Annotated in this window: 21 protein-coding genes, 1 pseudogene and 1 riboswitch; of the genes and pseudogenes, 9 read left to right on the top strand and 13 right to left on the bottom strand. The window is 69.7% G+C overall.

Features of this window, described 5'->3' with window-relative positions:
• Positions 1-145: 145 nt before the first annotated feature.
• Entirely contained in the window at positions 146-349 is a 204-nt protein-coding gene (locus H7I87_RS05300; RefSeq protein ID WP_009975517.1) for a type II toxin-antitoxin system VapB family antitoxin, read from the top strand.
• Here H7I87_RS05300 and H7I87_RS05295 read toward each other — a convergent pair.
• On the bottom strand, positions 346-1,398 hold the full coding sequence (locus tag H7I87_RS05295; RefSeq protein ID WP_009975518.1) for a PPE family protein: 1,053 nt from the start codon (positions 1,396-1,398) through the stop codon (positions 346-348). The genes H7I87_RS05300 and H7I87_RS05295 overlap by 4 nt on opposite strands.
• Before the next feature lie 74 nt (positions 1,399-1,472).
• A complete protein-coding gene (locus H7I87_RS05290) occupies positions 1,473-2,660 on the bottom strand; it encodes a PPE family protein (RefSeq protein WP_009975519.1) in 1,188 nt (395 codons plus the stop codon).
• A gap of 811 nt (positions 2,661-3,471) precedes the next feature.
• Here H7I87_RS05290 and cysC point away from each other — a divergent pair.
• Genes cysC through H7I87_RS05275 form a run of 3 tightly spaced genes read left to right on the top strand, consistent with a single transcriptional unit; the run spans position 3,472 to position 5,749 of the window.
• The gene (gene cysC / locus H7I87_RS05285; RefSeq protein WP_003875476.1) at positions 3,472-4,164 is read left to right on the top strand and encodes an adenylyl-sulfate kinase; all 693 of its coding nucleotides are present in this window, start codon (positions 3,472-3,474) and stop codon (positions 4,162-4,164) included.
• Positions 4,161-5,420 (top strand): sulfate adenylyltransferase, encoded by a 1,260-nt coding sequence (gene sat / locus H7I87_RS05280; protein ID WP_011724073.1) that lies wholly within the window; start codon positions 4,161-4,163, stop codon positions 5,418-5,420. Before cysC ends, sat begins: the two co-directional genes overlap by 4 nt.
• The gene (locus H7I87_RS05275) at positions 5,417-5,749 is read left to right on the top strand and encodes a DUF6955 family protein (protein WP_003875478.1); all 333 of its coding nucleotides are present in this window, start codon (positions 5,417-5,419) and stop codon (positions 5,747-5,749) included. Before sat ends, H7I87_RS05275 begins: the two co-directional genes overlap by 4 nt.
• 10 nt (positions 5,750-5,759) lie before the next feature.
• Here H7I87_RS05275 and fadD21 read toward each other — a convergent pair whose 3' ends face one another.
• From fadD21 to H7I87_RS05260, 3 genes are all read right to left on the bottom strand, one after another.
• Positions 5,760-7,499, bottom strand: a complete 1,740-nt coding sequence (fadD21, locus tag H7I87_RS05270; protein WP_009975522.1) for a fatty-acid--AMP ligase FAAL21/FadD21 — start codon at positions 7,497-7,499, stop codon at positions 5,760-5,762.
• A 108-nt stretch (positions 7,500-7,607) separates the two neighbouring features.
• Positions 7,608-9,266, bottom strand: coding sequence for a PPE domain-containing protein (locus H7I87_RS05265; RefSeq protein ID WP_033725933.1), 1,659 nt, complete (start codon positions 9,264-9,266; stop codon positions 7,608-7,610).
• Positions 9,267-9,418: 152 nt separating this feature from the next.
• A riboswitch (cobalamin riboswitch) is annotated at positions 9,419-9,599 on the bottom strand.
• A 29-nt stretch (positions 9,600-9,628) separates the two neighbouring features.
• Complete coding sequence (locus H7I87_RS05260; protein ID WP_009975528.1) at positions 9,629-11,221, bottom strand: PucR family transcriptional regulator; 1,593 nt, start codon at positions 11,219-11,221, stop codon at positions 9,629-9,631.
• A gap of 84 nt (positions 11,222-11,305) precedes the next feature.
• Here H7I87_RS05260 and pruA point away from each other — a divergent pair, with 84 nt between their 5' ends.
• Both pruA and H7I87_RS05250 read left to right on the top strand, forming a co-directional pair.
• A complete protein-coding gene (gene pruA / locus H7I87_RS05255) occupies positions 11,306-12,946 on the top strand; it encodes an L-glutamate gamma-semialdehyde dehydrogenase (RefSeq protein ID WP_009975529.1) in 1,641 nt (546 codons plus the stop codon).
• Positions 12,946-13,908, top strand: coding sequence for a proline dehydrogenase family protein (locus H7I87_RS05250; protein ID WP_009975530.1), 963 nt, complete (start codon positions 12,946-12,948; stop codon positions 13,906-13,908). The genes pruA and H7I87_RS05250 overlap by 1 nt, the downstream gene beginning before the upstream one ends.
• 92 nt (positions 13,909-14,000) lie before the next feature.
• Here the strand turns inward: H7I87_RS05250 and H7I87_RS05245 are convergent, their stop codons facing one another.
• The 8 genes from H7I87_RS05245 to H7I87_RS05210 are packed head-to-tail and all read right to left on the bottom strand — an operon-like array spanning position 14,001 to position 20,731.
• The gene (locus H7I87_RS05245) at positions 14,001-14,603 is read right to left on the bottom strand and encodes a TetR/AcrR family transcriptional regulator (RefSeq protein ID WP_009975531.1); all 603 of its coding nucleotides are present in this window, start codon (positions 14,601-14,603) and stop codon (positions 14,001-14,003) included.
• 20 nt (positions 14,604-14,623) lie between these two features.
• Positions 14,624-15,793: a lipid-transfer protein gene (locus tag H7I87_RS05240; RefSeq protein ID WP_011724076.1), complete on the bottom strand. Its 1,170-nt coding sequence runs from the start codon at positions 15,791-15,793 to the stop codon at positions 14,624-14,626.
• Entirely contained in the window at positions 15,790-16,251 is a 462-nt protein-coding gene (locus tag H7I87_RS05235; RefSeq protein ID WP_003875486.1) for a MaoC family dehydratase, read from the bottom strand. The genes H7I87_RS05240 and H7I87_RS05235 overlap by 4 nt, the downstream gene beginning before the upstream one ends.
• Positions 16,248-17,369, bottom strand: a complete 1,122-nt coding sequence (locus H7I87_RS05230; RefSeq protein ID WP_063966977.1) for an acyl-CoA dehydrogenase family protein — start codon at positions 17,367-17,369, stop codon at positions 16,248-16,250. Before H7I87_RS05230 ends, H7I87_RS05235 begins: the two co-directional genes overlap by 4 nt.
• Before the next feature lie 7 nt (positions 17,370-17,376).
• Entirely contained in the window at positions 17,377-17,781 is a 405-nt protein-coding gene (locus H7I87_RS05225; RefSeq protein WP_031343936.1) for a Zn-ribbon domain-containing OB-fold protein, read from the bottom strand.
• Positions 17,781-18,326, bottom strand: coding sequence for an FAS1-like dehydratase domain-containing protein (locus H7I87_RS05220; RefSeq protein ID WP_023881157.1), 546 nt, complete (start codon positions 18,324-18,326; stop codon positions 17,781-17,783). The genes H7I87_RS05225 and H7I87_RS05220 overlap by 1 nt, the downstream gene beginning before the upstream one ends.
• Before the next feature lie 19 nt (positions 18,327-18,345).
• On the bottom strand, positions 18,346-19,530 hold the full coding sequence (locus H7I87_RS05215; protein WP_063966978.1) for an acyl-CoA dehydrogenase family protein: 1,185 nt from the start codon (positions 19,528-19,530) through the stop codon (positions 18,346-18,348).
• A gap of 4 nt (positions 19,531-19,534) precedes the next feature.
• Positions 19,535-20,731, bottom strand: a complete 1,197-nt coding sequence (locus H7I87_RS05210) for a cytochrome P450 (protein WP_033726683.1) — start codon at positions 20,729-20,731, stop codon at positions 19,535-19,537.
• A 194-nt stretch (positions 20,732-20,925) separates the two neighbouring features.
• Between H7I87_RS05210 and H7I87_RS05205 the strand changes: the two genes are divergently transcribed.
• The 3 genes and pseudogenes from H7I87_RS05205 to H7I87_RS05195 all read left to right on the top strand — a co-directional run.
• Entirely contained in the window at positions 20,926-22,386 is a 1,461-nt protein-coding gene (locus H7I87_RS05205) for an aldehyde dehydrogenase family protein (protein ID WP_033726689.1), read from the top strand.
• Positions 22,383-24,674: a CaiB/BaiF CoA transferase family protein gene (locus H7I87_RS05200; RefSeq protein ID WP_009975542.1), complete on the top strand. Its 2,292-nt coding sequence runs from the start codon at positions 22,383-22,385 to the stop codon at positions 24,672-24,674. The genes H7I87_RS05205 and H7I87_RS05200 overlap by 4 nt, the downstream gene beginning before the upstream one ends.
• Positions 24,675-24,734: 60 nt before the next feature.
• A pseudogene (locus H7I87_RS05195) lies at positions 24,735-25,049 on the top strand (alpha/beta fold hydrolase); the annotation flags it as partial.
• Between the last annotated feature and the right edge of the window lie 123 nt (positions 25,050-25,172).

The following is a 25,172-nucleotide window of genomic DNA, read 5'->3' as shown; positions in this document are numbered from 1 at the left end:
GGGCGAACAGGCTGTGGTGACGGGCTTCCCGGCGCGGGTCGCGGCAAACATCGAACACCGCGACACCGGGGCGCCGGGGGAATCGTCCGGGCGGTGATTTCGGCCACCGACGATTGGGCTTACGCCCAGGGGGTATTGCTGCCCCATGAAGAAGACGGTCGAAATCGAGGTTGACGTCAACATGATTGACGACGCCATACGCCGGTTCCATCTGGCCGACGCCCGGGAGGCCGTCAATCTCGCGCTGCGCACTCTCATCGACGACGCCGGCCCCGGCCACCACGACGGCGAATTCGGCGACCTCGGCCCCTGGCGTGGCCCCGGGGACATCGCCACCAACACCGGCTAACCGCCGTAGGCCGGCCGCGGCATCCGGAAAGCGCGACGCCCGTTGCGCAGCACCGGGACACCGGCCGAGCGATCGGCGGTGCGCAGCGCCGGCGGGATTCCGGGGCCGGCGGGCGAATCCGGTGCGGACGCCGACACCAGCCGAACCATGCCGCCCGGCTGCCGGATCACCGTCTCGCCCAGGGGCGCAACGGGATTCGCCGCCGGCCACGCCGGCGGAACGGACAGCCTGCCCACCGTTGCCGCCCGCCCCAGCCCGCCCGACACCGACGGGCCGGCGACCGCGGCGGGCAGGCGGACCGCTCCCGCTGCGGCCTTGGCCGCCTGGATGTTGGCCAGGTTGAGCCCGGTGCCGAATTGTCCCCAGCCCAACAGGGTGCGGGCCGCGGCGAAGAACGACTGCCCCGGCGTGGTGACCACGGTGTTGAAGCCGCTGACCGAGTTGACCAACGACGACCAGCCCGGTGGTTGCGAATCGGCGGCGTGGCTCACCGCGGCCGCCTGGGCCGCCCGCCCGTGCGCGGTGGTGGTGCGGGGCGGGTGGGTGAACGGGGTGAGCGTGGTCGCGGCCGACGACGCCGCGGCATAGCCGTACATGGCGGTGGCGTCCTGGGACCACATCTCGGCGTAGCAGCTCTCGGTGGCCGCGATCGCCGGTGCGTTCTGCCCGAAGAAGTTGGTCGCGATCAGGGTGGCGAGCTGAATTCGGTTGGCGGCCACCACATGTGGTGGCACGGTGGCGGCGAACGCGGCCTCGTGGGCGGCCGCCGCGGCACGGGCCTGCGCGGCGGCCTGCCCGGCCCGCGCGGCCGTGCCGGTTGCCCACGCCACGTACGGTTCGACCGCGGCGGCCATCGCGGCGGCCGCGTCACCGGACCACGCGGGGCCGCGCAGTTCGGCCAGCGTGGCCGAGTAACCGGCGGCGTAGCTCTCCAGCTGGGCGGCCAGCTCCTCCCAGGCCGCCGCGGCGGCCGTCAAGGGACCCGACCCCGGGCCGGAATACATTCTGGCCGAGTTGATCTCGGGCGGCAGCGCCCCGAAATCAAGCATCGGCGATCCTTTCTCAGCCATCGGTGACACCACCCGCACTGTGGGGGTGAATTAACCAGCGGTTCGGCGACCGGCTACCCGCCGGCGGACGGCCGCGGCATCTTGAACTGGCGCGGCGCGACCCGCAGCACGTTGTTGACCGAGGGCCGCGACAACAGCGACGACGAAGCGCCCGCCGCCGGCGCCCCGTTCCACATGCCGGCCGCCGGGCCTTCGTGCCAGGACGGCCCGCCGTCGAGTTCGGCGTCCGACAGCCACAGCGGTTCGGCGGCGGTGCCGGCCGCCGGGTTGGTCGCCGCCCAAGTCTGCGGCACGGACAGTCGGCCGACCGTGGTGGCGGTGCCCGCGCCGGCCACGGCCGGGCCGGGGACGACCGCCGCCGTCGAAGTGCCGGCCGCCGCGGCGGCGCCGGGGACGGCTTTGAAGGCTTCGCCCGCCGACTGCAGGTTCGAGCGGAACAGCCCGGTGCCGAAGGTTCCGCCGGACGTGACGGTGCGGCTGATGCCGTCGCCGAGGTTCACCGGTGCGGTCAGGGTGTTGAAATTGTCGACCGCACTCAGCGCCGACGACCCCGACGACGACGAGGAGGAGCCGGAAGACCCTGCGCCGGAAAGGGTTTGCAGCTGATGCGGGACCGCGGACATGGCCCGGGACAGCGAGGCGTGCGACTGGTTGGCCGCCGAGCCGGTGGCGGACCGGGCCACCGCGGCGGCCTGGGCGCCGGGCCCGTCGGCGTTGGTGGTGCGCGGCGGCTCGTCGAACGGCCGCAACCTGGTCGCCCCCGACGAGGCGGCGGCGTAGCCGTACATGGCGGCGGCGTCTTGGGCCCACATTTCGGCGTAGGCGCCCTCGGCCTCACCGATGGCCGCGGTGTTCTGGCCCAGGATGTTGCTCGCGACCAGTTGCGCGAACAGGGCGCGGTTGGCGGTCACCACCGCCGGCGGCACCGTGGCGCCGAATGCCGCCTCGTAGGCGGCCGCCGCGGCGCGGGCCTGACCGGCCGCCTCCTCGGCTTGTGTCCCGGCCTCGGCCAGCCAGGCGAAATACGGGGCAGCGGCGCCGGCCATCGCGACCGAGGCACTGCCGGACCAACTTTCGCCGTGCAGGCGGGTGATCACCGCCGAGTAGCCGCGCGCCGCGGTCTCCAGCGCGTTGGCCAGGACGTCCCACGCCGCGGCCGCGGCGATCAGCGGTGCCGAGCCGGGCCCGGCATACATTCTGGTCGAATTGATCTCCGGCGGCAGGGCCCCGTAGTCCAGCATGCGTGTTCCCCTCTTGGTCGAGCGATTGCCGCACCCGCCGCGAGCGATTCACTGCGGCGTGTCCGGGCCGCGCCTGGCCGGCACCGGCAACCGAGTCAATGGCTTCGGTGGTTGATGTCCTCCCGCATCACATCGCCTGCCGCGCGTTTGCCGGGCGGCTGCCGACTCGCTTCACCCGAGAGCCGCCGATCGATCGCCGCGCGCAGCGACGACGAGTCCCACCCCTGCGCGCCGGGCCGTCAGCGCACCGCAGCGGACGCGACGGCACCGTTGCGCTCCGCCTGAGTCAAACCCACCGGCGCCCGCCCGACAACCCCTGAACCGCGGATGTACAGAAGATTAACAGCTAACGCCGCCGGCGATCCAAACACCCACGGCGCTGCCGAAGTGCCCGCACCCGGCCGTGATTGTGCTAAAGGCCCCGATCGGCGCCGGCCGATCGGCAAAGCCCCGGCCGGACGGCTGTGAACCGCAGCGAACAACGGGCGGCCGGTGTGGCCGGCGCCGTTCGCCACCACCGACGGGAACGTGTTTGCTGGCGAGCCCGAGTTCGGGGCTGCCGGAGCGCTGCCGGCCCGCGGAATAAAACACCCGTAAATCGGCCATCTTTACTTGTGGGCTGGTTCTTACCCGGTTTGATTGCTAGACAATATGGTGAAGCGTGTGACCGGTGCGGCGAGGTTGCCGCGCCGCGCCGCGCGCCGGTGCCGGCAGGCCAGGCTCCACCCGGAGCGGGCGCGGCATCCGGTGACGCACAGGTGGTAAGCGGCCGTTGGGGTTTCGCTGCCGTCTGGGAATACAGGAGTCGGAAATGTCGAACAACATCACCTGGCACGAACACAAGATCAGCCGCGGCGAACGCGAGCAACTCAACGGCCACAAGGGCTGCGTCATCTGGTTCACCGGGCTCAGCGGCAGCGGCAAGAGCACGGTCGCCAACGTGGTCGAGCAGAAGCTCTACGAGCGGGGCATCCGCAGCTACCTGCTGGACGGCGACAACGTCCGCTACGGGCTCAACGCCGGCCCGGATCTGCTCGAGGAGCGGCACGGACCCGAGTTCGCCCAGCGGTTCGGACTGGGATTCTCTGCCCAGGACCGCGAGGAGAACATCCGCCGGATCGGCGCGGTGGCGAAGTTGTTCTGCGAGGCCGGCATCATCGCGCTGACGGCCTTCATCAGCCCCTACGTCCGCGACCGGGACGCGATTCGGGCCACCCTCGACGACGGCGATTTCCAGGAGATCTTCATCGACACCCCGATCGAGATCTGCGAAAAGCGGGATCCCAAAGGGCTTTACAAGAAGGCGCGGGCCGGTGAGATCAAGGGATTCACCGGGATCGACGACCCCTACGAGGCCCCGCCGCGGCCCGAATTGCGGCTCGACGGCGCCGCCAAGGACGCCGAGACCCTGGCCGAGGAGGTGATCGCCCACCTGGAGCGGGTCGGCGTGATCGCCACCGACGGTCTTGCGCACACCCGGGGACGCGACGAGGTGACCGCATGAACTACACCGGCCACAACGGCAAGCCGCTGGTGGAGCGGGTGTCGACCGAGAACGCGGCGGCCCGCATCGAGGGCCTGCCGCGGGTGCCGATCTCGAAAGCCACCGCGCACGAGGTCATCAGCCTGTCCTACGGCTTCTTCACCCCGCTGACCGGGTTCATGGGCCGGCGCGAGGTCGACGCGACCCTGGACGAGTTCGCGCTGCCGGACTCGACGTTGTGGAGCATTCCGATCGTCTTCGACATGTCGGCCGACGACATCGCCGAACGCGACGTCAAGGAGGGCGCCAGCGTCGTTCTCGACTATCTCGGGGTGCCCATGGCCATCCTGGACGTCACCGAAATCTACGAGTACGACCTGGAGCGGATGGCCGAAAAGACCTACGGCACAACCGACCCCAGGCACCCGGGCGTCAAGAAAACGTTGGGCTACCACAATCGCTTCATCGGCGGCGACATCACCCTGATCAACGAACCGGTCTTCAACGAGCCGTTCAAGAGCTTCTGGCTCACCCCCAGGCAGCACCAGGACGCGTTGGCGGCCAAGCACTGGCACCGGGTCGTCGCCCATCAGACCCGCAACGTTCCGCACACCGGCCACGAGGCGTTGATGAAGCAGGCCTGGCTGGCCGCCAACGAGGACCAGCCCGTCGACAGCCTCGACACCGGCGTGCTGGTGAACGCGATCATCGGCCAAAAGCGCGTCGGCGACTACATCGACGAGGCAATCCTGTTGGCGCAGAACGCCTTGCGAACCAGCGGATACTTCCGCGAGAACGTCCACATGGTGTCGTTCACCCTCTGGGACATGCGGTATGCGGGGCCGCGCGAGGCGATCTTCCACGCCATCCTGCGCACGAACCTGGGCTGCACGCACCACATGTTCGGTCGCGACCACGCCGGCGTTGGCGACTTCTACCATCCGTACGACTCGCAGAACATCCTCAAGCAATACCGCAACCAGCTGGGCATCAAGCCGGTGTTCCTGCGGGAAAACTGGTACTGCCCGGTGTGTTTGGAGGTCACCAACTCGGCCCTGTGCGGCCACGAGGCGCAGGCGCAGAGCTTCAGCGGCAGCCTGATCCGCAGCATCCTGACCGACGAAGTCAAGCCGACGCAGAAGGTGATGCGCCACGAGGTGTTCGAGGTCGTGATGGAGTGCGCCGCCAAGCACGGTCAGGGTTCGCCGTTCGTCACCGAGGAGTATCTGGCCAACAGGCTTCCGGTCTTCACACTCAACCAGCTGGAGGGCTCATGAGCAGCGACCACGACAACAACGGCAAGGCGATCAAGATCAACGTCTGGATCAACGAGGAGAGGCTGGAGGCGCTGGCCAACGCGGGGATGGCCGAGCTGGCCAACGAGGCGTTCGCGGGCATGAAGCTGCTGGAGATCCACACCACCGAAGAGCAGAAAAACATTGTTCTGCAACGGTTTCCGGGGGCGAAGTATGACTCGTCCACCACCCGGTCCATCGAGCTGCTGCCCAAGCAGGCCAAGGACCGGCTGTTGGAGCTGTCGATCGCGATGCATTCCACCGGCCCCGACGTGATGGGCCGTTTCCTGGAGGAGACCGAGCCGGCGTAGCGCCGGACGCTCAGCCGTCCAACCGGATGAAGGCACCCCGGAGGTAGCGCTCGACGCAGGCCGCCCGCCGGATCTTGCCGCTGGTCGTGGTGGGAATCGATCCCGGGGCCACCGGCACCAGATCCGCGACGTTGAGCCCGTGCGCAATCGAGATCGCCGCGGTGACTTCGTTTTTGACCGCGTCGAGCTTGCGCCGCGCGTCCTCGTCGGAATCGCCGCGCCGCTTCAGCTCGATGATGGTGACCAATTTCTCGGTCTCGTCCGCCGGCACCGAGATGGCCGCGACCCGGCCGCCGGTGACGGCCTGCACCGTCGACTCGATGTCCTCGGGATAGTGGTTGCGGCCGTAGACGATCAGCAAATCTTTCATCCGGCCGACGATGAACAACTCCCCGGCGGAGATGAAGCCGAGGTCGCCGGTGCGCAGCCACGGCTGCCGCGGGGTGCCCGGCGACGGGTTGACCAGCACGCCGCCGAAGGTGCGTCGGGTTTCCTCCGGTTTGCGCCAATACCCCTGCGCCACGTTCTCGCCGTTGACCCAGATTTCCCCGACCGTTCCGTCCGCGCGTTCGGTGTTGGTGTCCGGGTCGACGATCCGCACCGTCGGCGACGTCGGCGCGCCGTAGCTCAGCAGCGGCGACCCGGTCTGCGCCGGGCACCGCTGCGCGCTGCCGGCCGACAGCTTTTCCGGCTCGAAGTGAACGACCTCGGGTGCGCCGGCCTCGGCGCGGCTGGCGACGTAGACCGTCGCCTCGGCCAGGCCGTAGGAGGGCTGCATCATGTGCTCGCGAAAGTTGTACGGCGCGAAGCGTTTACAGAACCGACGCAGCGTTGCCGGGTGGATGCGCTCGGCGCCGCTGACGATGCTGATGATGTTGCCCAGGTTGACGCCGGCCAGGTCGGCGTCGGTTGTCTTGCGCACGGCCAGCTCGAAGGCGAAGTTGGGCGCCGCGGAGAAGACCGGATCCGCCCGCGACATCGCCTGGATCCAGCGCGCGGGGCGCTGCAGGAACGCGACCGGGCTGGTGAGGTCGGCGGGGTAGCCGCCCAGGATCGGCGCGATGACGCCCTGGACCAGCCCCATGTCGTGGTAGAACGGCAGCCACGACACGCAGACCGTATCGCGCGGGGCCACCCCGTCGACGTCGGGGAAGAACGCGGCCATCAGCTGCTGGAAGTTCACCTGCAGGTTGCGGTGCGAGACCATGACGCCGGCCGGCAGGCGGGTGGAGCCCGAGGTGTACTGCAGGTAGGCGATGTCCGGGGCCCCGCTGATCCGGATGCTCGCCGAATTCGGTTCATCCAGGTCCAGCGAGTCGATTTCGACGACGGCCGGGGCGGGCCCGGTGTCCGGCCGACGCAGGTATTCGGTGACGGTCGCGGCGGCCGCGGCGGTGGTCAGCACCACGGCGGGGCCGGTGTCGGCCAGCACGGCGCTGACGCGTTCGTCGTGCGAACCGGGCTGGGGCACCGACAGCGGAACCGCGATCAGCCCGGCCTGGATCGCGGCCAGGAACGCCACGATGTAGGACAGGCCCTGGGGCGCGAGAATGACCGCCCGGTCGCCGGTGTCGCCGTGCCGCGCGACCTCGCGGGCAAGGTTCGACGTCCGCTGATAGAGCTGGGCCCAGGTCAGCGTCTCGGCGACGCCCGCCCAGTCCTGCTCGTAATCGGTGTAGCGGAACGCCACATCGTCGGGTTGCAGGCCGGCACGTTCCCGCAACAGGGACACCACCGACGAACCGTGCATGCGGGCTAGGTTACCGCTCCGGGGTTTTCGCGCCGGCCCGCCGCCGTGCGGGGCGGGCGTGCGGACCGGGACACCTTAGACTGGTGCACGCCAATAGCGTTGTGCACGTTACTGTTTCGATCCGTCCCAGGTGGCCGGCATCATCGGCGCGCGCGGGGCGTCGGCGAACTCGTCGAGCACCGGCGCGCTCAGTCCCGCCGGTGCGGCGGCCGCGCGGTTGGCCGCGGTTCCGGCGAACCCCAGCGTCGGCGCACCCAGCTGCGAGGCGGTCGTCGACGGCTCGGGATCCAGATACTCGTAGCCGCGGCCGAGCTGTTTGGCCGCGGCCCGGTGGCGGCGCCGCTGCGTCGACTCTTCCTCCGGCTGCGCCACCGCGGGGGCCTCGACGTTTTCGGGCGCGGCCGCCTCGCGTCTGCGGACGCCGGCGTTCGCGGCCCGCCGCGCGTCCGCGGTCAGGCCGCCGACCAGGTAGGCGAGGCTGTGCAGGGTGGCCACCGGCGGCCCCGACGGGGTGGGCGGCGGCGCGCCGGGTGCGGCCGCGGCGGGCGCCGCCGCGGACGTCGGGGCCGGCGCCGGCGCGGGGGACGGGGCCGGTGCCGGCGCGGGCGGCGGACTCGGTGCCAGCGCCACCGGGACGAGCGTCGGCGCCGGGACGAACGGGGGCACCGGAATAGCATGCAGCCCAGCCAAACCCGTCAAGCCCGCCAAACCACCCACCAGGGTGGGCACGACCAACGGGACCACCGAGACGGTCAGCAGCGGCAGAATCGCCGGGATCAGCACGATCATCTGCTCGAGCAACGTCTTGATCAACGCGATGGTGTCGGTGATGACGGTGCCGATCACCTCGATGGTGGTGAACAGCAGGGTCCACGCGATGGTCGCGGGATTGCCCGACGCGAACGCGGCGGCCAGATCCGCCGCGACGAAGCTGAACATCTGCGCCAAATAGCCGAAGTACGAACCGAAATCCATCGGGTAGCCGAGGGCGAACGCGATGTTGAACGGGTTGAGGAAGCTCAGCGGATTGCCCAGCGACGGCAGCCACGGGTCGAAGCCGGAGAACAGCGACTGGAAGAACGGGTTGTTCATCAACTGGTCGATCAGCGGCTGGATGTAGCGGTTGTAGAAGTCGACGAACCCGGTCTTCTCCAGCCAGTCCAGCCACTGGTCCTGCGTGTCGGGCGGATACGACGACGACTGCGCGGCCGTGGCCGCCGGCGCGGCGGCCGCCATCACACGCGGCGCCGGTTCGGTGTGCGGCGTGGCCGCCAGCGCGGCGGCCGCCACGTCCTGGTAGGTGCCCATCACGGTGGCCGCCTGGACCCACATCCGGGCATAGTCGGCCTCGTTCACCGCGATCGGAATGGTGTTGACGCCAAAGAAATTCGTCGCGGTCAACACGGCGTGTGCGGCGTGGTTGGCGGCCAGCTCGGGCAGCGTCGGCATGGCCGCCAGCGCCGCGGTGTAGGCGGCGGCGGCGACTTCCTGCTGGGCGGCCACGGCCGCGCTGTCGGTGCTCGCCCGCACCAGCCAGGCCAGATAGGGGGCGTGCGCGGCCAGGTAGGCGCCGGCCGTCGGGCCGTCCCAGTCGCCGGCCCGCACGGCGCCCAGCAGCGTGACCAGCTCGTCGGCCGACTCGGCGTACTGCACGCTCAGCGAGCTCCACGCCGCCGCGGCGGCGAGCAACGGCCCGGGCCCCGGCCCCGCGCTCAGCAGCGACGAATGCACCTCCGGGGGTGAGGCCATCCAGATGGGGGCGGTCATCGACCGCACCCCCGCAAAACCCTTGCCGCAGCGGGGGTATGGACGAAACGGGCGCGCCGTTGGGGCGCCGAAACGGTGGCAGCGTCGACGACGGCCACCCATGCCGGACGGGACATGGCGGTGACAGCTCTCTCGGGGTACATCCGCCCCGGGTCGCAGGACGCGATGACGCGAGTGTCCTGGCTCTCGGATCGCCGCTCGCCTCGCCTTCCAGCTTGTCAGCCGTGGCCGTTGAGGGTCGCTCCCCGATGACAGTGGCGGGACCGCGCCGGATTCGCACCGGCTTCCTGCATCGTCATCACCTTACGGGTGACATTCTTGCATCCGCCCCGGCGGACACGTCGGCGAATCGGGCGTTTGTGTCAGCGTTCGGCAGCCCGCAACGCCAGCGCGAACAGCAGCCGCACCTCGGGGTCGGCCAGCGACACCGACAGCAGCTTCTCGATCCGCCGCACCCGGTAGCGAACCGTATTGGGGTGCACGCGCAACGCGTGCGCGGCCGCGGCGATGTCGCCGAAGGCGTCCAGGTAGGTTCGCAGCGTCTGGGCCAGCACCGGTTCCCGGTCGTGCAGCGCCACGATCCGCGGATCGACCAACCGCTCGTCGCGGCCGACCAGGGTGACGATCTCGTCGAGCAGGACCGTGGTGCGCGCTTCGGCCAGCGACGTCACCTGCCCGAACGAAAGGGGATGGCGCTCAGCGCTGTCCAGCACGCGGTCCACCTCGGCGCGCGCCGCGGCGACCCCGGAAAGGCCCGGGACCGGCGCGGCGATGACCGCCCGCAGCTGCACCCCGAGCTCGGCGCGCAGCGCGGCGATGGTGCCGCGCACCCACGAGCTGACCGACCGGTTCGGCGGCTGGGGCAGCAGTACGTAGGTCCGCGAGCCGTGACCGGCGACGTGGGCGTCGTGCCGGAAAGCGCTGGCGCTCAGCGCGATCACGTCGGTCAGGCGGGTGTGGCGGGACGCACCCTCGGCCGCCGCCCAACCGACCAGGGCCGCGCAGCCGTCCGCGGCCAGACCGAGCTCGGCGGCGATCGCGGTGAGGTCCACGGGCGCAAGGGTTTCCGAGTCGGTCACACCGAGCAGCTGCTGCAGCCGCCGCGCCTGGGTGGACGGGCGGGCCGCCAGCCGCGCCATGATCCGGGCGGCCAGCACCGCGGCGCCGCGCAGTATCTGTTCGGCGTCGTCGGCCAGCGGCTGCGCGCCCTGCTGCACCCAGATGGTCCCGGCGAACACCGGCGGTCGCCGGGCATCCGGGTCGGGCTGGTGGATGCCGACCGCCAGCCGGGGTCGCAGCCCCAGCTCCGGCCGCTCGGCGACGCGCACCACCTGGGTGCCCGACCGCAGCGCGTCGAAGATGCCCCACTGGCCGATCCACTCGAGATGCTCGGGCGGGCCGGCCCGGCCCAGGATGGACAGCCGGCGCAGCTCGTCGGCCTCGTCGTTGGAGGCCGAATAGGCCAGCACCTGGGATTGGGCGTTTTCGATGCTGACCATGCCGTGGATGCGCTCGGCCAGTGACTGCGCCAACCCGAACAGGTCGGTGCCCGAGTCGTCCGCCGCGTCGGCGCGGTCGCCGTGATGTTCCAGCACGTGATTGACCAACTGGTACAGCCGTTCCCAGCGGGCCCGCGGATCGACGGCCACCACCGCCGATCCCGCCGCGACGGCCGTGCCGACCAGGGCGTCGGACGGCTCCTTGACGAAGACGGCCACCGGTACCCGGTCGCGGGCCTGGGTGTCGATCCAGCGCAGCGCCTCGTCGTCGCCGACGCCCAGCAGGAAGAACACGTCGGCGGAGCCCGCCGCCGCGGCCAGCCCGAGCCGCACATCGTCGGAGTCGATCAGCGCCGCCGACGCGACCGGTTGGTCCAGCCCACGCGGGGCGTCGACCAGGCTGACCATGGTCGCGTCCAGCGCGAGCAGCAGCTGACCCAGCCCGACACCGGCCATATTGTCCGATCTTACTACGATGCCCGGCCTATCTTGTCGGATCGGCTAAATCGCGGCGTGGCCGCCGCGAGGATCCTGGGCAGCATGGATGCGATCACTGGAATTTCCGAGGTGCCGGTGCCGGCCAACGAGCCGGTCCACGATTACGCGCCGCACTCCGCGGAGCGCGCCCGGTTACGCGCCGAGTTGGCCGCGCTGGCCGGCCACCCGATCGACCTGCCGCACGTCATCGGCGGCCGCCACCGGATGGGCGACGGTGAACGCATCGACGTCGTCCAGCCGCACCGGCACGCCGCCAAGCTGGGCACCCTGACCAACGCCGTGCACGCCGACGCGACCGCGGCCGTCGACGCCGCGATGGCCGCGAAAAGCGATTGGGCGGCAATGCCTTTCGATGAGCGGGCGGCGGTGTTTTTGCGGGCCGCCGATCTGCTGGCCGGGCCGTGGCGGGAGAAGATCGCCGCCGCGACGATGCTGGGCCAATCCAAGTCGGCCTACCAGGCCGAGATCGACTCGCCCTGCGAGCAGATCGACTTCTGGCGGTTCAACGTGGCGTTTGCCCGGCAGATCCTGGCGCAGCAGCCGATCAGCGGGCCGGGGGAGTGGAATCGCAGCGACTACCGCCCGCTGGACGGCTTTGTCTACGCGATCACGCCGTTCAATTTCACCTCCATTGCCGGCAACCTGCCGACCGCGCCGGCGCTGATGGGAAACACCGTGGTGTGGAAGCCGTCGATCACCCAGACCCTGTCGGCGTACCTGACCATGCAGTTACTCGAGGCGGCCGGGTTGCCGCCCGGGGTGATCAACCTGGTGACCGGCGACGGGTTCGCGGTTTCCGATGTGGCACTGGCGGATCGGCGGCTGGCGGGCATTCACTTCACCGGGTCGACGGCGACCTTCCAGCGGCTGTGGTACCAGGTGGGCACCAATATCGGTCACTACCACTGCTATCCGCGGCTGGTGGGCGAGACCGGCGGCAAGGACTTCATCGTCGCGCACGCCTCCGCACGCCCGGATGTGTTGCGCACCGCGCTGATTCGCGGGGCCTTCGACTACCAGGGTCAGAAGTGCTCGGCGGCGTCGCGGGCGTTCATCGCGCAGTCGGTCTGGCGGCGGATGGGCGACGAGTTTCTGGCCGAGACCGCCGCATTGCGCTACGGCGACGTCACCGATCTGACCAACTTCGGCGGCGCGCTGATCGACCGGCGGGCCTTCGTCAAGAACGTCGACGCCATCGAACGCGCGAAGGGCGCGCCGCACGTCACCCTCGCGGTGGGCGGCGAATACGACGACAGCGAAGGCTATTTCGTGCGGCCGACGGTGTTGCTGTCCGACGACCCGGCGGACGAGTCGTTCGCGACCGAATACTTCGGCCCGCTGCTGTCGGTGCACGTGTATCCCGACGACGACTACCAGCGAATCCTCGACGTGGTCGACACCGGATCGCGGTACGCGCTGACCGGTGCGGTCATCGCCGACGACCGGGCGGCGGTGCTGGCCGCGCAGGACCGGCTGCGCTTTGCCGCCGGGAACTTCTACGTCAACGACAAGCCGACCGGGGCGGTGGTGGGGCGCCAGCCGTTCGGCGGTTCGCGCGGCTCGGGAACCAACGACAAGGCCGGCTCTCCGTTGAACCTGCTGCGCTGGACGTCGGCCCGCACCATCAAGGAGACGTTCGTCCCGGCCACCGACCACACCTATCCGCACATGGGGGCCGACTGATGGCCGGGCTGTTCGCCCACACCCTGCGTCCGGCCATCCTGGCCGCGGGCCGGCGACCGGGGTTGCGCCGGGCCGCCGAAGCGCTGCCGGTGACCCGCCGGGTGGTGCACCGGTTCATCGCCGGGGAGACGATCGATTCCGCGCTGGACAGCGTGACGGCCCTTCGTGATTCGGGACGCTGCGTCAGCGTCGACCATCTGGGCGAGGACGTGTCGGACGCCGACGACGCCGATGCGGCGGTGCGGGTGTATCTGGAGCTCGTCGACCGCCTGGGCTGCCTCGGCGATGGGGCGGCCGTCCGACCGCTCGAGGTGTCGCTGAAACTGTCCGCGCTGGGCCAGTCGCTGGATCGCGACGGTGAGAAGATCGCCCGGGAGAACGCGTGGGCGATCTGCGCGGCCGCGCAGCGGGCCGGCGTGTGGGTGACGGTGGACGCCGAGGGCCACACCGCGACCGATTCGACCCTGCGCATCGTGCGCGACCTGCGGCGCGAATTCGATTGGCTGGGCGTGGCATTGCAGGCCTACCTGCGGCGCACGCTCGGCGACTGCGAGGAGTTCGCCGCCGCCGGCGCGCGGGTGCGGCTGTGCAAGGGCGCCTACGACGAGCCCGCCTCGCTGGCCTACCGCGATCCCGCCGCGGTCACCGATTCCTACCTGCGCTGCCTGCGGGTGTTGATGGCCGGTTCGGGCTATCCGATGGTGGCCTCCCACGATCCGGCGATCATCGAGGCAGCGCCGTCGCTGGCCCGCGAATCAGGGCGTGGCACCGGTGAATTCGAATACCAGATGCTGTACGGCATCCGCGACGACGAGCAGCGGCGGCTGGCCGAGGCCGGCCACACCGTCCGGGTCTACGTACCCTTCGGCACCCAGTGGTACGGCTACTTCATGCGCCGGCTCGCCGAACGCCCCGCCAACCTGACATTCTTTCTGCGCGCGCTGGCCGCGCGTCGGCATTGAGTGTGCGGTCCGGGGCTTGCGGAGTTGCATCAGGTCGACGACACGCCGACGACGTCCGCCGCCGCTACACACTCAACGCCGAGGATGCACACTCAACGCCGCCGCGGGCGCTCGCTGGCGAACCCGCGTACCACATGCGCGCGTACGAATTCCGCCGTCACGTCGGGATCGTCCAGGTTCAGCGTCGGCGACGGTGTGCTGAACAACGAGAACAGGATGCGCGCGAACCATTCACCGGCCGCCTCGACGTCGAGGTCCTTGCGCACCTCACCGGTGAGCCGGGCGGCGGCCAGATACGGGGCGAAGAACTCCACGCATTCGCGCAGCAGCACGGCGGCGTCCTTGGTCAGCAGCAGGCTGATCGCGTCCTCGTCAAAGTACTTCTCCGAAGCGATGACTCGGCGGGCCTGGGTGACGAACACCGCCGCCGCGCAGAGCCTCTCCTCGAGCGTGCCGCCGCGGTCCATGGCCTTGGCCATCTCGCGGTAGAAACGCTCGGAGGCGTGTTCGGCGCAGGCCTCGACGATCGCGGCCTTGTCGGAAAAGTATTCGTAGATAGTGCTTCTCGACACGCCGGCCTGCTTGGCGATGTCGACGATGGTGGCCTTCTGCAATCCCTGCCTGCCGAAACACGTGAACGCGGCCGCGACGATCAGCTCGCGGGTGTCGGTCGCCGGGGACACGTCGGTCGACATGGAATCAGCGCGCCTTTCCCTCAGCCGGCCGGCGCGAGGATCAGACCACTCGTGGGCACGCCGGTTCCCGAGGTGACCAGCACGTGCTCGACATCGGCGACCTGGTTGTGGGAGGTGCCGCGCACCTGCCGCACCGCCTCGGTGATGCCGTTCATGCCGTGGATGTAGGCCTCACCGAGCAGCCCGCCGTTGGTGTTGATCGGGAACTCGCCGCCCAGAGACAACCGCTCGACGGTGGCGAAATCCTTGGCCTCACCGCGGCCGCAGAAGCCGAGTTCTTCGAGCTGGACGAACACGAACGGGGTGAAATGGTCGTAGATGAAGGCGGTTTGGATGTCCTGCGGCTTGCACCCCGAATCCCGCCACAACTGCCGCGCGACCACCCCCATCTCGGGAAGCCCGGTGATGTCGTCGCGGTAGTAGCTGGTCATCATCTCGCCGTCGGCCGCCGCGCCCTGGGCGGCCGCGGCGATGACGGCCGGCGGCCGGCGCAGGTCGCGGGCGCGTTCGACGCTGGTGACGACCAGCGCCACCCCGCCGTCGCTTTCCTGACAGCAATCCAGCAGGCGCAGCACCGGTTCGACGATCCAGCGCGAATTCTGGTGGTCTTCCAGGGTGATCGGTCGCTGGTAGAACCACGCGTCGGGATTGGTTGCCGCGTGCTTGCGGTCCACCACCGCGATCCGGCCGAAGTCCTCGTTGGTCACCCCATAGGTCGACATGTAGCGCTGGGCATGCAGCGCGACCCACGCCGCCGGGGTGAGCAGCCCGAACGGCGCGTAATGCGCCATGAACAATGGGGTTTCGGCCATGTTGCGGCCACTGCCGCCGAACCGGAAGCCGGAGCGTTCGTTGAAGGCGCGCCAGCACACCACCACGTCGGCGACCCCCGTCGCCACGGCCATCGCGGCGTGCACCACGGTGCCGGCCGCCGCGCCGCCGCCGTGGTGCACGCGGGAGAAGAAGCTCAGGTCGCCGATGCCCACGTTGCGCGCGATGTCGATCTCGTCGCTGGAATCCATGGTGAAGGTGACCATGCCGTCGACGTCGGCGGGCGTCAGACCGGCGTCGTCCAGCGCGGCGCTGACCGCCTCGCACGCCAATTGCAGTTCGCTGCGCCCGGATTCCTTGGAGAACTCCGTCTGGCCGATCCCGACGATGGCCGCGGCGCCGGGCAAGATGCTGCTCATGAGCCCGCACCGTCGAGCAGGCTGAGCACCGCGGTGCCGGAGACGTGATCGCCGAGGCTGTTGGACGCCTTGAAGGTCACCTCGACGAAGTTCTCAGCCGGCGGTGGCCCTGCTGGGCCACGAGTCTTGCCGGTGACGCTGCCGGTGAACCGCAGCGGGTCGTCCGGAAAGCACGGCACGCCAAGGCGAATCGACAGCTTCTTGACCATCGCCTCGGGCCCGGCCCAGTCGGTGAGGAACCGCACGCAGTAGCCGTTGGTGGTCAGGATGTTCATGAACAGGTTGGGCGAACCCTGCTTCTTGGCGTAGTCGCGGTCGTGGTGCACCGGCATGAAGTCGCGGGTGGCGATCGCGCCGGCAACGATCATCGTCGTGGTGATCGGGATTTCCAGCGGCGTGACCTCCTCGCCGACCGAAATGTCCTGCCATCGCAACGTGCGGTTGGCGGTCCTCGTCATGCGTGTCCTTCCGAATAGGTTGCGCCGAGGTGGGCCAGCTGCGCCGAAGCCGGACCGAGGGTGAGCTCGTTGTGCTTGGCCCACAGGAAATAGCGGTGCAGGGGATAGGTGACGTCGATGCCGATGCCGCCGTGGACGTGCTGGGCGGTGGCGGCCACCCGAGCGCCGGCCTCGGCGGCCCAGAACTTCGCGATGCGCGCCGCCCGGTCGGCGGGCCGGCCGTGGCCGACCAGCCAGGCCGCCTGCCAGGTGGTCCACCGGATCGCCTCGACGTCGATGAAGGCGTCGGCCATCCGCTGCTGCACCGCCTGGAAGCTGCCGATCGGGCGGCCGAATTGCTCACGGCCCGTGGTGTATTCGGCCGCGATGCGCAACGCCCGCTCGACGACGCCGAGCTGGATCGCGCACAGCGCCACCAGCGCCCGGGTGAGCAGTGACTCGACCAGTCCCATGCCGGCGATCCGGTCCGCCTCGGAAACACGTGCGCCGTCTAAGAATACGTCCGCGTGCGGTTCGCGATTCGTGGTGGGCACCGGGCGGATCTCGACGCCAGCGGCGTCGGCGGCCAGCAGGAACAGGCCCACGTCGCCGCCGTCCAGGGCGGCGGGAATCAGCATCGTGTCGGCGAGTTGGGCGGCCGGCACCAACTCCTTGGCGCCGTCGAGGCGCCAGTTCGGGCCGTCGCGACGCGCGGTGGTGGCCGGGCGGGCCGGATCCGAACGGCCGGGTTCGGCCAAACCCGCTGTCAGGATGCGCGATCCGGCGATCACGCCCGGCAAGACCCGCTGCTGCTGTTCTGAGCTGCCGTGCCGGGCGATCGAGTCGGCGCCCAACACCAGCGTGGCGTAGGCGGGCACCGGCGCGACGCCGTAGCCCACCTCCGCCAGCAGCACCCCGAGCTCCACGAAGCCGCCGCCTGAAGCACATGAGCCGCCGACCGCCTCCGGCAGCGCGGCACCCAGCAGGTCGGCGGCGGCCAGCTCTTCCCAGAGCGCGGCGTCGTGGCGGGTGTCGCCGGCCTCCAACTCGGTCAGCCGTTCCGGGGTGGCGCGGCGCTCGAACAGATCGCGGGCCAGCTTGCCGATCGTCTCCTGCTCTTCGGTGAACGAGAAGTCCATGACGGGCCTATGCGCTCGGCCGGAACTGGTGCAGCACCAGCTCTTGCGAGCCGTCGAAGGTTTGGTAATAGACCTCGACCGGCAGTCCGGGCGTCACCTCGGCCGGGTCGATGCCGGTCAGGTTGGACACCAGCCGCACCCCCTCCTCGAGTTCCACCAGCACGACGATGTAGGGGTACTCGAAGAACGGAAACTTCGGCTCGTGCGGCATCACGTAGCTGTACACGGTGCCGCGCCCCGACGACCCGACGGCCTGCCAGTCCAGCGACCGGCAGTGCGGGCACATCGGCCGGGGTGGGTGACGCAGCTTCCCGCAGCCGCTGCAGCGCTGGATCAGGAGTTTGTTCTCCCGCAACCCGTTCCAGAAGAATTCGGTGTCTGCGGTGATCGCCGGAGCCAGACGGGCCGCCATCAGCCGGCCGGCCTGAAGCGCAGCACCCGGAATCGCTGGCGCCCCAACACCTCGCCGTTCTGGTCGGTGTAGGTCGTCAGCCAGGTCAGGAAGAAGCCGGTGCCCAGGGCCGTCTTCTTCTCGTCGGAGACCGACTCGTAGACGGTCGTCGCGCTGATCACGTCGCCCAGCCTCGGGTATCGCTCGATCTCGAACTCCGAGTTCGTCGCCACCGTGCTGGTGTAGCCGGCCTCATCGAGGAAAGCCGTTGGATTGCCGTCGATTTCGACGGGCGCCCCACCGCGCTCGCCGATTCCCTCCAGCTTCGGCGACGGCATGGTCCAGGTCTGCAACATCACCGGGGGCGAGACGATGCCGCCGAACCGTGACGACGCGGCGAACTCCGGATCAAGGTAGACGGGGTTCATGTCGGCCATCGCGTACGCCCAGTGCCGGATCATCGGCTGGTTCACCGGGTCGGGTGCCAGCGAGGGTTTTCCGGTGCCGCCGGTCGGCTGGCCGACCAGGGCCCGCACCTTGGCGCTGACGGTTTCTGAGTCGGTCACTGCGGTCCTGTCCTCCTTGCTAATTCGCGGCCCGAAGGTCGCGCGGTGCGCGGGGCATGCCCAACGCGGCCATGGCGATGATGTCACGTTGAATCTCGTTGGCGCCGCCCCCGAAGGTGTTGATGACGGCCTGACGGTAGGCGGATTCCAGCGCGCCACGCAGCGGAGCCTCGGCGCCGCGCCGCACCCCGTTGCCGTCGAGCACCTCGAGCAGCTCCCGGGCGACCTGCTGCGTGAGCTCGGTGCCGAACACCTTCGCCGCCGAGGCTTCGCCCATGTTGAGCGCACCCTTCGTCATCGCCGCGTTCACCCGCAGGTTGACGAGCTTGTAGGCGGCCACCTGCGCTTCGACCCGGGCCAGCGCCGATCGCACCCAGGGCTGGTCGATGACCCGGCCGCCGTCGAGTTCGGTGGACAGCGCCCAGTCCAGCGTCTTGTCGAACAGCGGCTCGAGCGCGCCCAGATTGCCCAGGGCGGCGCGCTCGAAGTTCAACTGCGTGGTGATCAGCTGCCAGCCCTGGTTCTCGGCCCCCACCAGCGCGCTGACCGGCACCCGCACGTCGTCGTAGAACGTGTAGAAGGTCGAGATGCCCGGCATGGTGTGCAGCGGTTGCCAGGAGAATCCGGGCGAGGAGGTCGGCACGATGAGGATGGAAATGCCCTTGTGCTTCTTGGCATCCGGATCGGTGCGCACGGCCAGCCAGATGTAGTCGGCGTAGGCGGCGCCGCTGGTGAACATCTTTTGACCGTTGATCACATACTCGTCACCGACGCGCACGGCCGTCGTGTGCACCGAAGCCAGGTCGCTGCCCGCCCCCGGCTCGGAGTAGCCGATGGCGAATTCCACGGTGCCGTCCAGGATCGCCGGCAGAAACCGTCGCTTCTGCTCGTCGGTGCCGTAGTGCATCAACGTCGGGCCGACGGTGTTGAGCGTCACCAGCGGGATGGGTGCGCTCACCCGGCGCGCCTCCTCGGCGAAGATGAACTGCTCGATGGCCGAAAACCCTCGTCCACCATACTCTTTGGGCCATCCGACACCCAGCAGGTTGGCCGCCGCCAGGGCGCGGACGCATTCGTGCACCGCGGGACCGCCGTCCATCTGCTCGCTGACCGCGGCGACGCGTTCGGGCGTCATCACGGTCTGAAGCGTCGCGCGGATCTCGGCGCGCAGCTGCTGTTGCTCCGGCGTGTATTCCAGATCCATCGGCTCAGGCCCCCATTCGCACCGGCATGCGTTTCACCCCGGGCACCATGGTGGCCCGCATCCGGTCCACCTCGCCCACCAGCTCGATGCGGGGATACCGGCGCAGCAGCTCCTCGAAGAACACCGTCGCCTCCAGTCGCGCCAATTGTGCGCCCACACAAGAATGTTCACCGCAGCCGAAGGCGATGTGCGGGTTCGGGTGGCGGGTCACATCGAATTCCTCGGAGTCCGGGCCGAATACGTCCTCGTCCCGGTTGGCCGACCCGTAGAGCATCACCACCACCTCGCCGGCGCGGACCCGCTGTCCGCGGATCTCGACGTCGGCCGTCGCGGTGCGGGCCATGTGTACCACGGGACTGTTCCACCGCAACATCTCCTCGACCGCAAGCGGGATGCGGGCGGGCTCCTCGACGAGCAGGCGGTATTGGTCGGGATGCGCGATCAGGGCCAGCGTCCCCAGCGCGATCAGGTTGCGGGTGGTTTCGTTGCCGGCCACCAGCAGCAGAAAGGCGAAGTTGAGCAGGTCTTCGTCGGTCAACCGGTGCTCGTCGATCTCGGCCTCGGCCAGCACCGAGAGCAGGTCGGCGCGCGGTCGCGCGCGGCGTGCCGCGATCAGCCGCTGGAAGTACTCGTAGAGCTGCCCGGCCGCCACCGCCGGGTCCAGCTCGATCTCCGGGTCGGCCGTCCCGGTGGCCGCATCCGACCACGCCCGGAATTGCTCCCAGTCGTCGGGCGGGGCCCCGATCAATTCGGCGATCATCCGGGTGGGCAGGGGAGCGGCGATCTGTTCGGCGAACTCGTGCACGGCGCCGCGTTCGATGCCGTCGAGAATGCCGCGCACGATCTCGCGGATCTTCGGTTCCAGCACCGAAACACGCCGCCGGGTGAATCCGGAGTTGATCAGCTTGCGCAGCTGCCGGTGCCGCGGCGGATCGGTGAAGATCAGGCTGCCCTGCTGCACCGGGTTGGGCAGCTGCGGATCCGGGATCGTGATGCCCCGGGTCGAGGTGAACAGAGCCGGATTGCTCGACACGAACCGAATGTCCTCGTATTTCAACAGCGCCCAGAAGTTGGTGACGTCGTTCCAGCACACCGGCGCCGTCGCGCGCAGCTCCCGGTAAGCGGGATACGGGTTACCCGCGTAGAAGTCCGGGGAATGCAGCGGGAAGCTCGGCGAGCGCAGCGGCGGATGAGTCTGCACGGCAAGCCCCTCTCGCAGGACACCCGATCCGACAGATTGGTTCAATCTGTCTGCCGACTGTGTCTACTCTGCGCCGCCGCGTGCTGTCAACACGGTGCCAAAGTAATGAGATAGCTCGATTTTCACGCGAAGGATGATTGACGGGCGACACGCGGGGGTGTACACCAAGTGATCAGATGACCGGAGGAAGCAACATGGCCGATCCGCCCGCTCTTGTCCAGACCTACCAGCTCTACATCGACGGCCAGTGGGTCGAGCCGCAGGACGGTCGCTACGACGACCTGTCCCCGTCCACCGAGGCCGTCATCGCCACCGCACCCGACGCGAGTGTGGCGCAGGTCGACGACGCGATCGCGGCCGCGCGCCGCGCCTTCGACAGCGGGCCGTGGGGCCGGATGTCCGCCGACCAGCGCGCCCGGTGCCTGAACCAGCTGGGCGAGGCGCTCACCAAGCACGCCGACGACTTCTTCGCGCTGTCCCAAACGGAGTGGGGCTGCATCGGCAACGAGCGCATCATGCAGATCGACGGCGCCGGGTTCATGTCCATGCACGCCGCCCAGCTCGCGACCCAGCTGGTCGACCAGGAGGTCGCCGGCATCAGCGCCGGCACCACGTTGTTGCGCCACGTGCCGCTGGGCGTGGTAGCGGTGCTCACGCCCTGGAACTTCCCGCACTGCCTCAACGTCATGAAGCTGAATCATGCGCTGGCCGCGGGCAATACGGTCGTGCTCAAGCCGTCTCCGCTGACACCGCTGGCCGGGCTGGCGCTGGCGCGCCTCATCGACGAGCACACCGACATCCCGCCGGGGGTGGTCAACGTCGTCACGCCCTCGGGGGTCGAGGCGGCCAAGCTGCTCACCACCGATCCGCGCATCGACATGGTGAGCTTCACCGGCAGCTCGGCCGTCGGCCGCCAGGTGATGTCGGCCGCCGGCGACACGATCAAGCGAATCCTGTTGGAGCTGGGCGGAAAGTCGGCCAGCATCGTCCTCGACGACGCGAACGTCACCGACGAAATGCTGGAACAGATGCTGTTCCAATCCTGTTCGCTGCATGCCGGACAGGCCTGCATCCTGCACAGCCGGCTGCTGTTGCCCGATTCGCTGCACGACGACGTCGTCGATCGGCTGGCCGCGTTGGCCCGCGACGTCAAGGTGGGCGACCCCACCGATCCCGACGTGCAGATGGGTCCGCTGATCAGCGCGGCGCAACGCGACCGGGTCGAGGCGCACATCGCGGGCGCACGCAGCGACGGGGCCACGCTGGTCACCGGCGGCGGGCGACCCGCCGGGCTGGACGTCGGCTACTACGTCGAACCGACGATCCTGTCCGGGGTGGAGCCCAATTCGACCGTCGCGCAAGAGGAAGTGTTCGGCCCGGTGTTGTCGGTACTGCGCTACCGCGACGACGACGACGCCGTCGCCATCGCGAACAACTCCCGATACGGGCTCTCCGGTGCGGTGTGGGGTGACGACGTGGATCGCGCCGTCGGCGTCGCGCGCCGCATTCGCACCGGGCAGATCGCGGTCAACGGCATCAGCCCCGCCGGCGCGCCGTTCGGCGGCTTCAGGCTCAGCGGGCTGGGCCGCGAGGGCGGCGGAATCGGCGGGCTGCACCAGTACATGGAGCCGATGGCCATCGGGGTTCCCGCGTGACGGCACCCCTTGCGGGGCTGCACGTCGTCGAAATCGCCAGCGAGATCTCGGGTCCCTACGCGGCCAAGCTCCTTGTCGATCTGGGCGCCGAGGTCATCAAGATCGAGCCGCCCGCCGGGGACCCGCTGCGGCGCTGGGGCCCGTTCGCCTCGGGCGTTGTCGACCCGGACCGGTCGGGCCTGTTCGAGTACATCAACGCCGGCAAACACGGTGCCACGCTTGACTTCTCGGAGACCGCCGACGTCGCGGCGGCGCGGGAACTCATCGCCCGGGCGCACCTGCTCATCGACGACTCCGGATCCGCAACGCTGCAGGGATACGGGCTCGGGCCCGACGACCTGCAGCGGATCAACCCAAACCTGGTGTTACTGCGCATCTCTGGGTTCGGCCAGACCGGACCGTTCCGCCGCCGCCCGGCGACACCGCTGACCCTGCAGGCGGCATCGGGCTGGATCAGCTCCCGCGATCCGCAGCGTCCACCGGTTCAGGTCGGCGCCCGGATCGCCGAGTACGTTGCCGGCGCCTACGGCGCGCTGGGCGCACTGACCGCCCTGCGTTCACACCCCGCCGGACAGGTCACCGAAGTCGATGTCTCCCAGCTGGAATCGTTGCTGTCCACGTTGCCGTATCCGATGTTGATGGCTCAGCGGATGCGCCGGCTCGGGCTGCCCGCCAACCTGCGGTCGGCGCCCATGCTGGGCGTGGTGCGGGCCGCCGACGGCTGGGTCGGCATCAACTGCCTGACGGGCCAGCACTGGCTCGACGTCTGCGCGATGCTCGGCCTGCCCGAGTTCGGCGAGCACCAGCTCGCGATCATGCTGGGCGGCCCGGAGCGCGCCGACTTCTTCGCCAAAGCTGAGCCGGTGCTTGCCGGCCAGACCGTCGCCGAGATCGTGGAACTCGCTCAGGCGCTGCGGATTCCGGCCGCGCCCGTCAACGACGGCGCCACTGTGCTCGATTGCCCGCAATACGCCGAGCGGGGGTTCTTCGTCGACACCGGGTCGTTTCGGCGGCCCGGGCCGCCATTCCGGTTCTCGAAAACCCCTGTGCCGCAGCCACGTCCGGCGCCACTGTCTGGGGCGTCGCGAACGACGTGGACCGGTGACGGCCGAGCGCTGCACCGAGCGCCCGGGCCGCTGCCCTTCGCCGGGCTGCGGGTGCTCGACCTCACCACGTTCTGGGCCGGCGCCTACCTGACCTGCTACCTCGGGGCGTTCGGCGCCGACATCGTCAAGGTCGAGTCGATCCAGCGCCCCGACGGGCACCGCTATTCGGGGGCGTTCGCCTACGAGGGCGACGACTGGTACGAGCGCAGCCCCATCTGGCAGGGCACCAACCTCAACAAACGCGACCTCACGCTGGACCTGACGTCGCCGCGGGGCCTCGACCTGGCGCGGCGGCTGGCCGCCCGGGCCGACATCGTGGTGGAGAACTTTTCGCCGCGCGTCGTCGAAAATTTCGGGCTGGACTACGACTCGCTCACGGCGCTGAACCCCGACGTGATCGTGGTGCGGATGCCCGGCTACGGCCTGCACGGCCCGTGGCGCGACTACGTCGGCTGGGCGCTGAACTTCGAGCAGACCGCCGGAATGTCGGCCGTCACCGGCTTTCCCGACGGCCCGCCGTGCAACCCCCAGGGCCCGGCCGATCCGATCGTCGGCGTGCACGCCGGGGTCGCGCTGCTGGCCGCGCTCGAGCACCGCAACCGCACCGGCGCCGGCCAACTCGTCGAGGTGGCCCAGATCGAGGTCGCCGCCGCGGTCACCGCCGAACCGGTCATCGAGTACTCGATGACCGGTGTGGTGCGGCCGCGGGAGGGCAACCGCCGGCGCGGCTGGCTGCAGGGCGTCTACCCGACCAACGAGAAAGAAGTGTGGGTGGCGCTGTCGGTGCCCGGTCAGCCGATCGACCACGACGCCTTCGACGAGCTCGTCGCCGCCTGGACCCGCACCCAGACCGCCGCGGCGATCGTCGAAACCCTTCAGGCGCAAGGGATCGCGGCCGAGCGGGTGATCACCGGCGACCAGATGTACGATCCCGGGCTGATCGGGGCCCAGCTGGACGCGCGTGGCTACTACGAGGAGCTCGAGCACCGGATCACCGGGCCGCACCGCTACCCCGGGTGGCCCTTTCGCATCGCGCCCGGCCCGCGGCGGCACCACCGCACCGCCCCGCCGACGCTCGGCCAGCACAACGACGAGGTGCTGCGCGAGCTGGGCCTGTCCGAGGCGGAGATAGCGGACCTGCGTCAGCAGCGGGTCATCGGCGAGCGGGTGCTCAACGCATAGCCGCCGGCAACGCATGCCCGGCCCTTTGTAAACCGCGCGTGACATGCCAAGCTGCTCGACATGGCCATCGAGATCGCCCGCCCCAAACTCGAGGGAAACGTCGCCGTCGGTGAGGACCGCCAGATCGGGTTCGCCGAATTCGGCGACCCGCAGGGGCGCGCGATGTTCTGGTTGCACGGCACCCCCGGCGCCCGCCGGCAGATCCCGGTCGAGGCCCGCCTGTACGCCGAGAACCACAAGATCCGGCTGATCGGGCTGGACCGCCCGGGCATCGGGTCGTCGACGCCGCATCGCTACCAGAACATCCGGGCGTTCGGCGAGGACCTGCGGACCATCGCGGACACGCTGGGCATCGACAAGATGGCCGTCATCGGGGGTCAAGTCCCGGGAAGTGGTGTAGTGCTGCGTGATCCGGTGGGTTAGGCGGTGAGTGCGGGCATGTCGTTGGCTCCTATGTCGGGGTTGTCGTCGGTGATGGTGGTCAGGCGGCAGCGGGTG

It is taken from the genome of Mycobacterium timonense, from assembly GCF_025821985.1.
Taxonomy (GTDB): domain Bacteria; phylum Actinomycetota; class Actinomycetes; order Mycobacteriales; family Mycobacteriaceae; genus Mycobacterium; species Mycobacterium avium.
Note: the sequence above shows the minus strand (reverse complement) of the source record. Positions and strands in the feature narration are given on the sequence as shown.

Bases quoted from the DNA above. Each gene is read 5' to 3' on its own strand.
- H7I87_RS05250 (WP_009975530.1), top strand. From the start codon at position 12,946: ATGGCCGGGCTGTTCGCCCACACCCTGCGTCCGGCCATCCTGGCCGCG.
- fadD21 (WP_009975522.1), bottom strand. From the start codon at position 7,499: ATGCACGGTTCGTCGGTGGTGTCCCTGTTGCGGGAACGTGCCGGCCTG.
- cysC (WP_003875476.1), top strand. From the start codon at position 3,472: ATGTCGAACAACATCACCTGGCACGAACACAAGATCAGCCGCGGCGAA.
- H7I87_RS05275 (WP_003875478.1), top strand. From the start codon at position 5,417: ATGAGCAGCGACCACGACAACAACGGCAAGGCGATCAAGATCAACGTC.
- H7I87_RS05235 (WP_003875486.1), bottom strand. From the start codon at position 16,251: ATGACGAGGACCGCCAACCGCACGTTGCGATGGCAGGACATTTCGGTC.
- sat (WP_011724073.1), top strand. From the start codon at position 4,161: ATGAACTACACCGGCCACAACGGCAAGCCGCTGGTGGAGCGGGTGTCG.
- H7I87_RS05215 (WP_063966978.1), bottom strand. From the start codon at position 19,530: ATGGATCTGGAATACACGCCGGAGCAACAGCAGCTGCGCGCCGAGATC.
- H7I87_RS05230 (WP_063966977.1), bottom strand. From the start codon at position 17,369: ATGGACTTCTCGTTCACCGAAGAGCAGGAGACGATCGGCAAGCTGGCC.
- H7I87_RS05290 (WP_009975519.1), bottom strand. From the start codon at position 2,660: ATGCTGGACTACGGGGCCCTGCCGCCGGAGATCAATTCGACCAGAATG.
- pruA (WP_009975529.1), top strand. From the start codon at position 11,306: ATGGATGCGATCACTGGAATTTCCGAGGTGCCGGTGCCGGCCAACGAG.
- H7I87_RS05260 (WP_009975528.1), bottom strand. From the start codon at position 11,221: ATGGCCGGTGTCGGGCTGGGTCAGCTGCTGCTCGCGCTGGACGCGACC.
- H7I87_RS05240 (WP_011724076.1), bottom strand. From the start codon at position 15,793: ATGAGCAGCATCTTGCCCGGCGCCGCGGCCATCGTCGGGATCGGCCAG.
- H7I87_RS05205 (WP_033726689.1), top strand. From the start codon at position 20,926: ATGGCCGATCCGCCCGCTCTTGTCCAGACCTACCAGCTCTACATCGAC.
- H7I87_RS05300 (WP_009975517.1), top strand. From the start codon at position 146: ATGAAGAAGACGGTCGAAATCGAGGTTGACGTCAACATGATTGACGAC.
- H7I87_RS05225 (WP_031343936.1), bottom strand. From the start codon at position 17,781: ATGGCGGCCCGTCTGGCTCCGGCGATCACCGCAGACACCGAATTCTTC.
- H7I87_RS05245 (WP_009975531.1), bottom strand. From the start codon at position 14,603: ATGTCGACCGACGTGTCCCCGGCGACCGACACCCGCGAGCTGATCGTC.
- H7I87_RS05265 (WP_033725933.1), bottom strand. From the start codon at position 9,266: ATGACCGCCCCCATCTGGATGGCCTCACCCCCGGAGGTGCATTCGTCG.
- H7I87_RS05295 (WP_009975518.1), bottom strand. From the start codon at position 1,398: ATGCTTGATTTCGGGGCGCTGCCGCCCGAGATCAACTCGGCCAGAATG.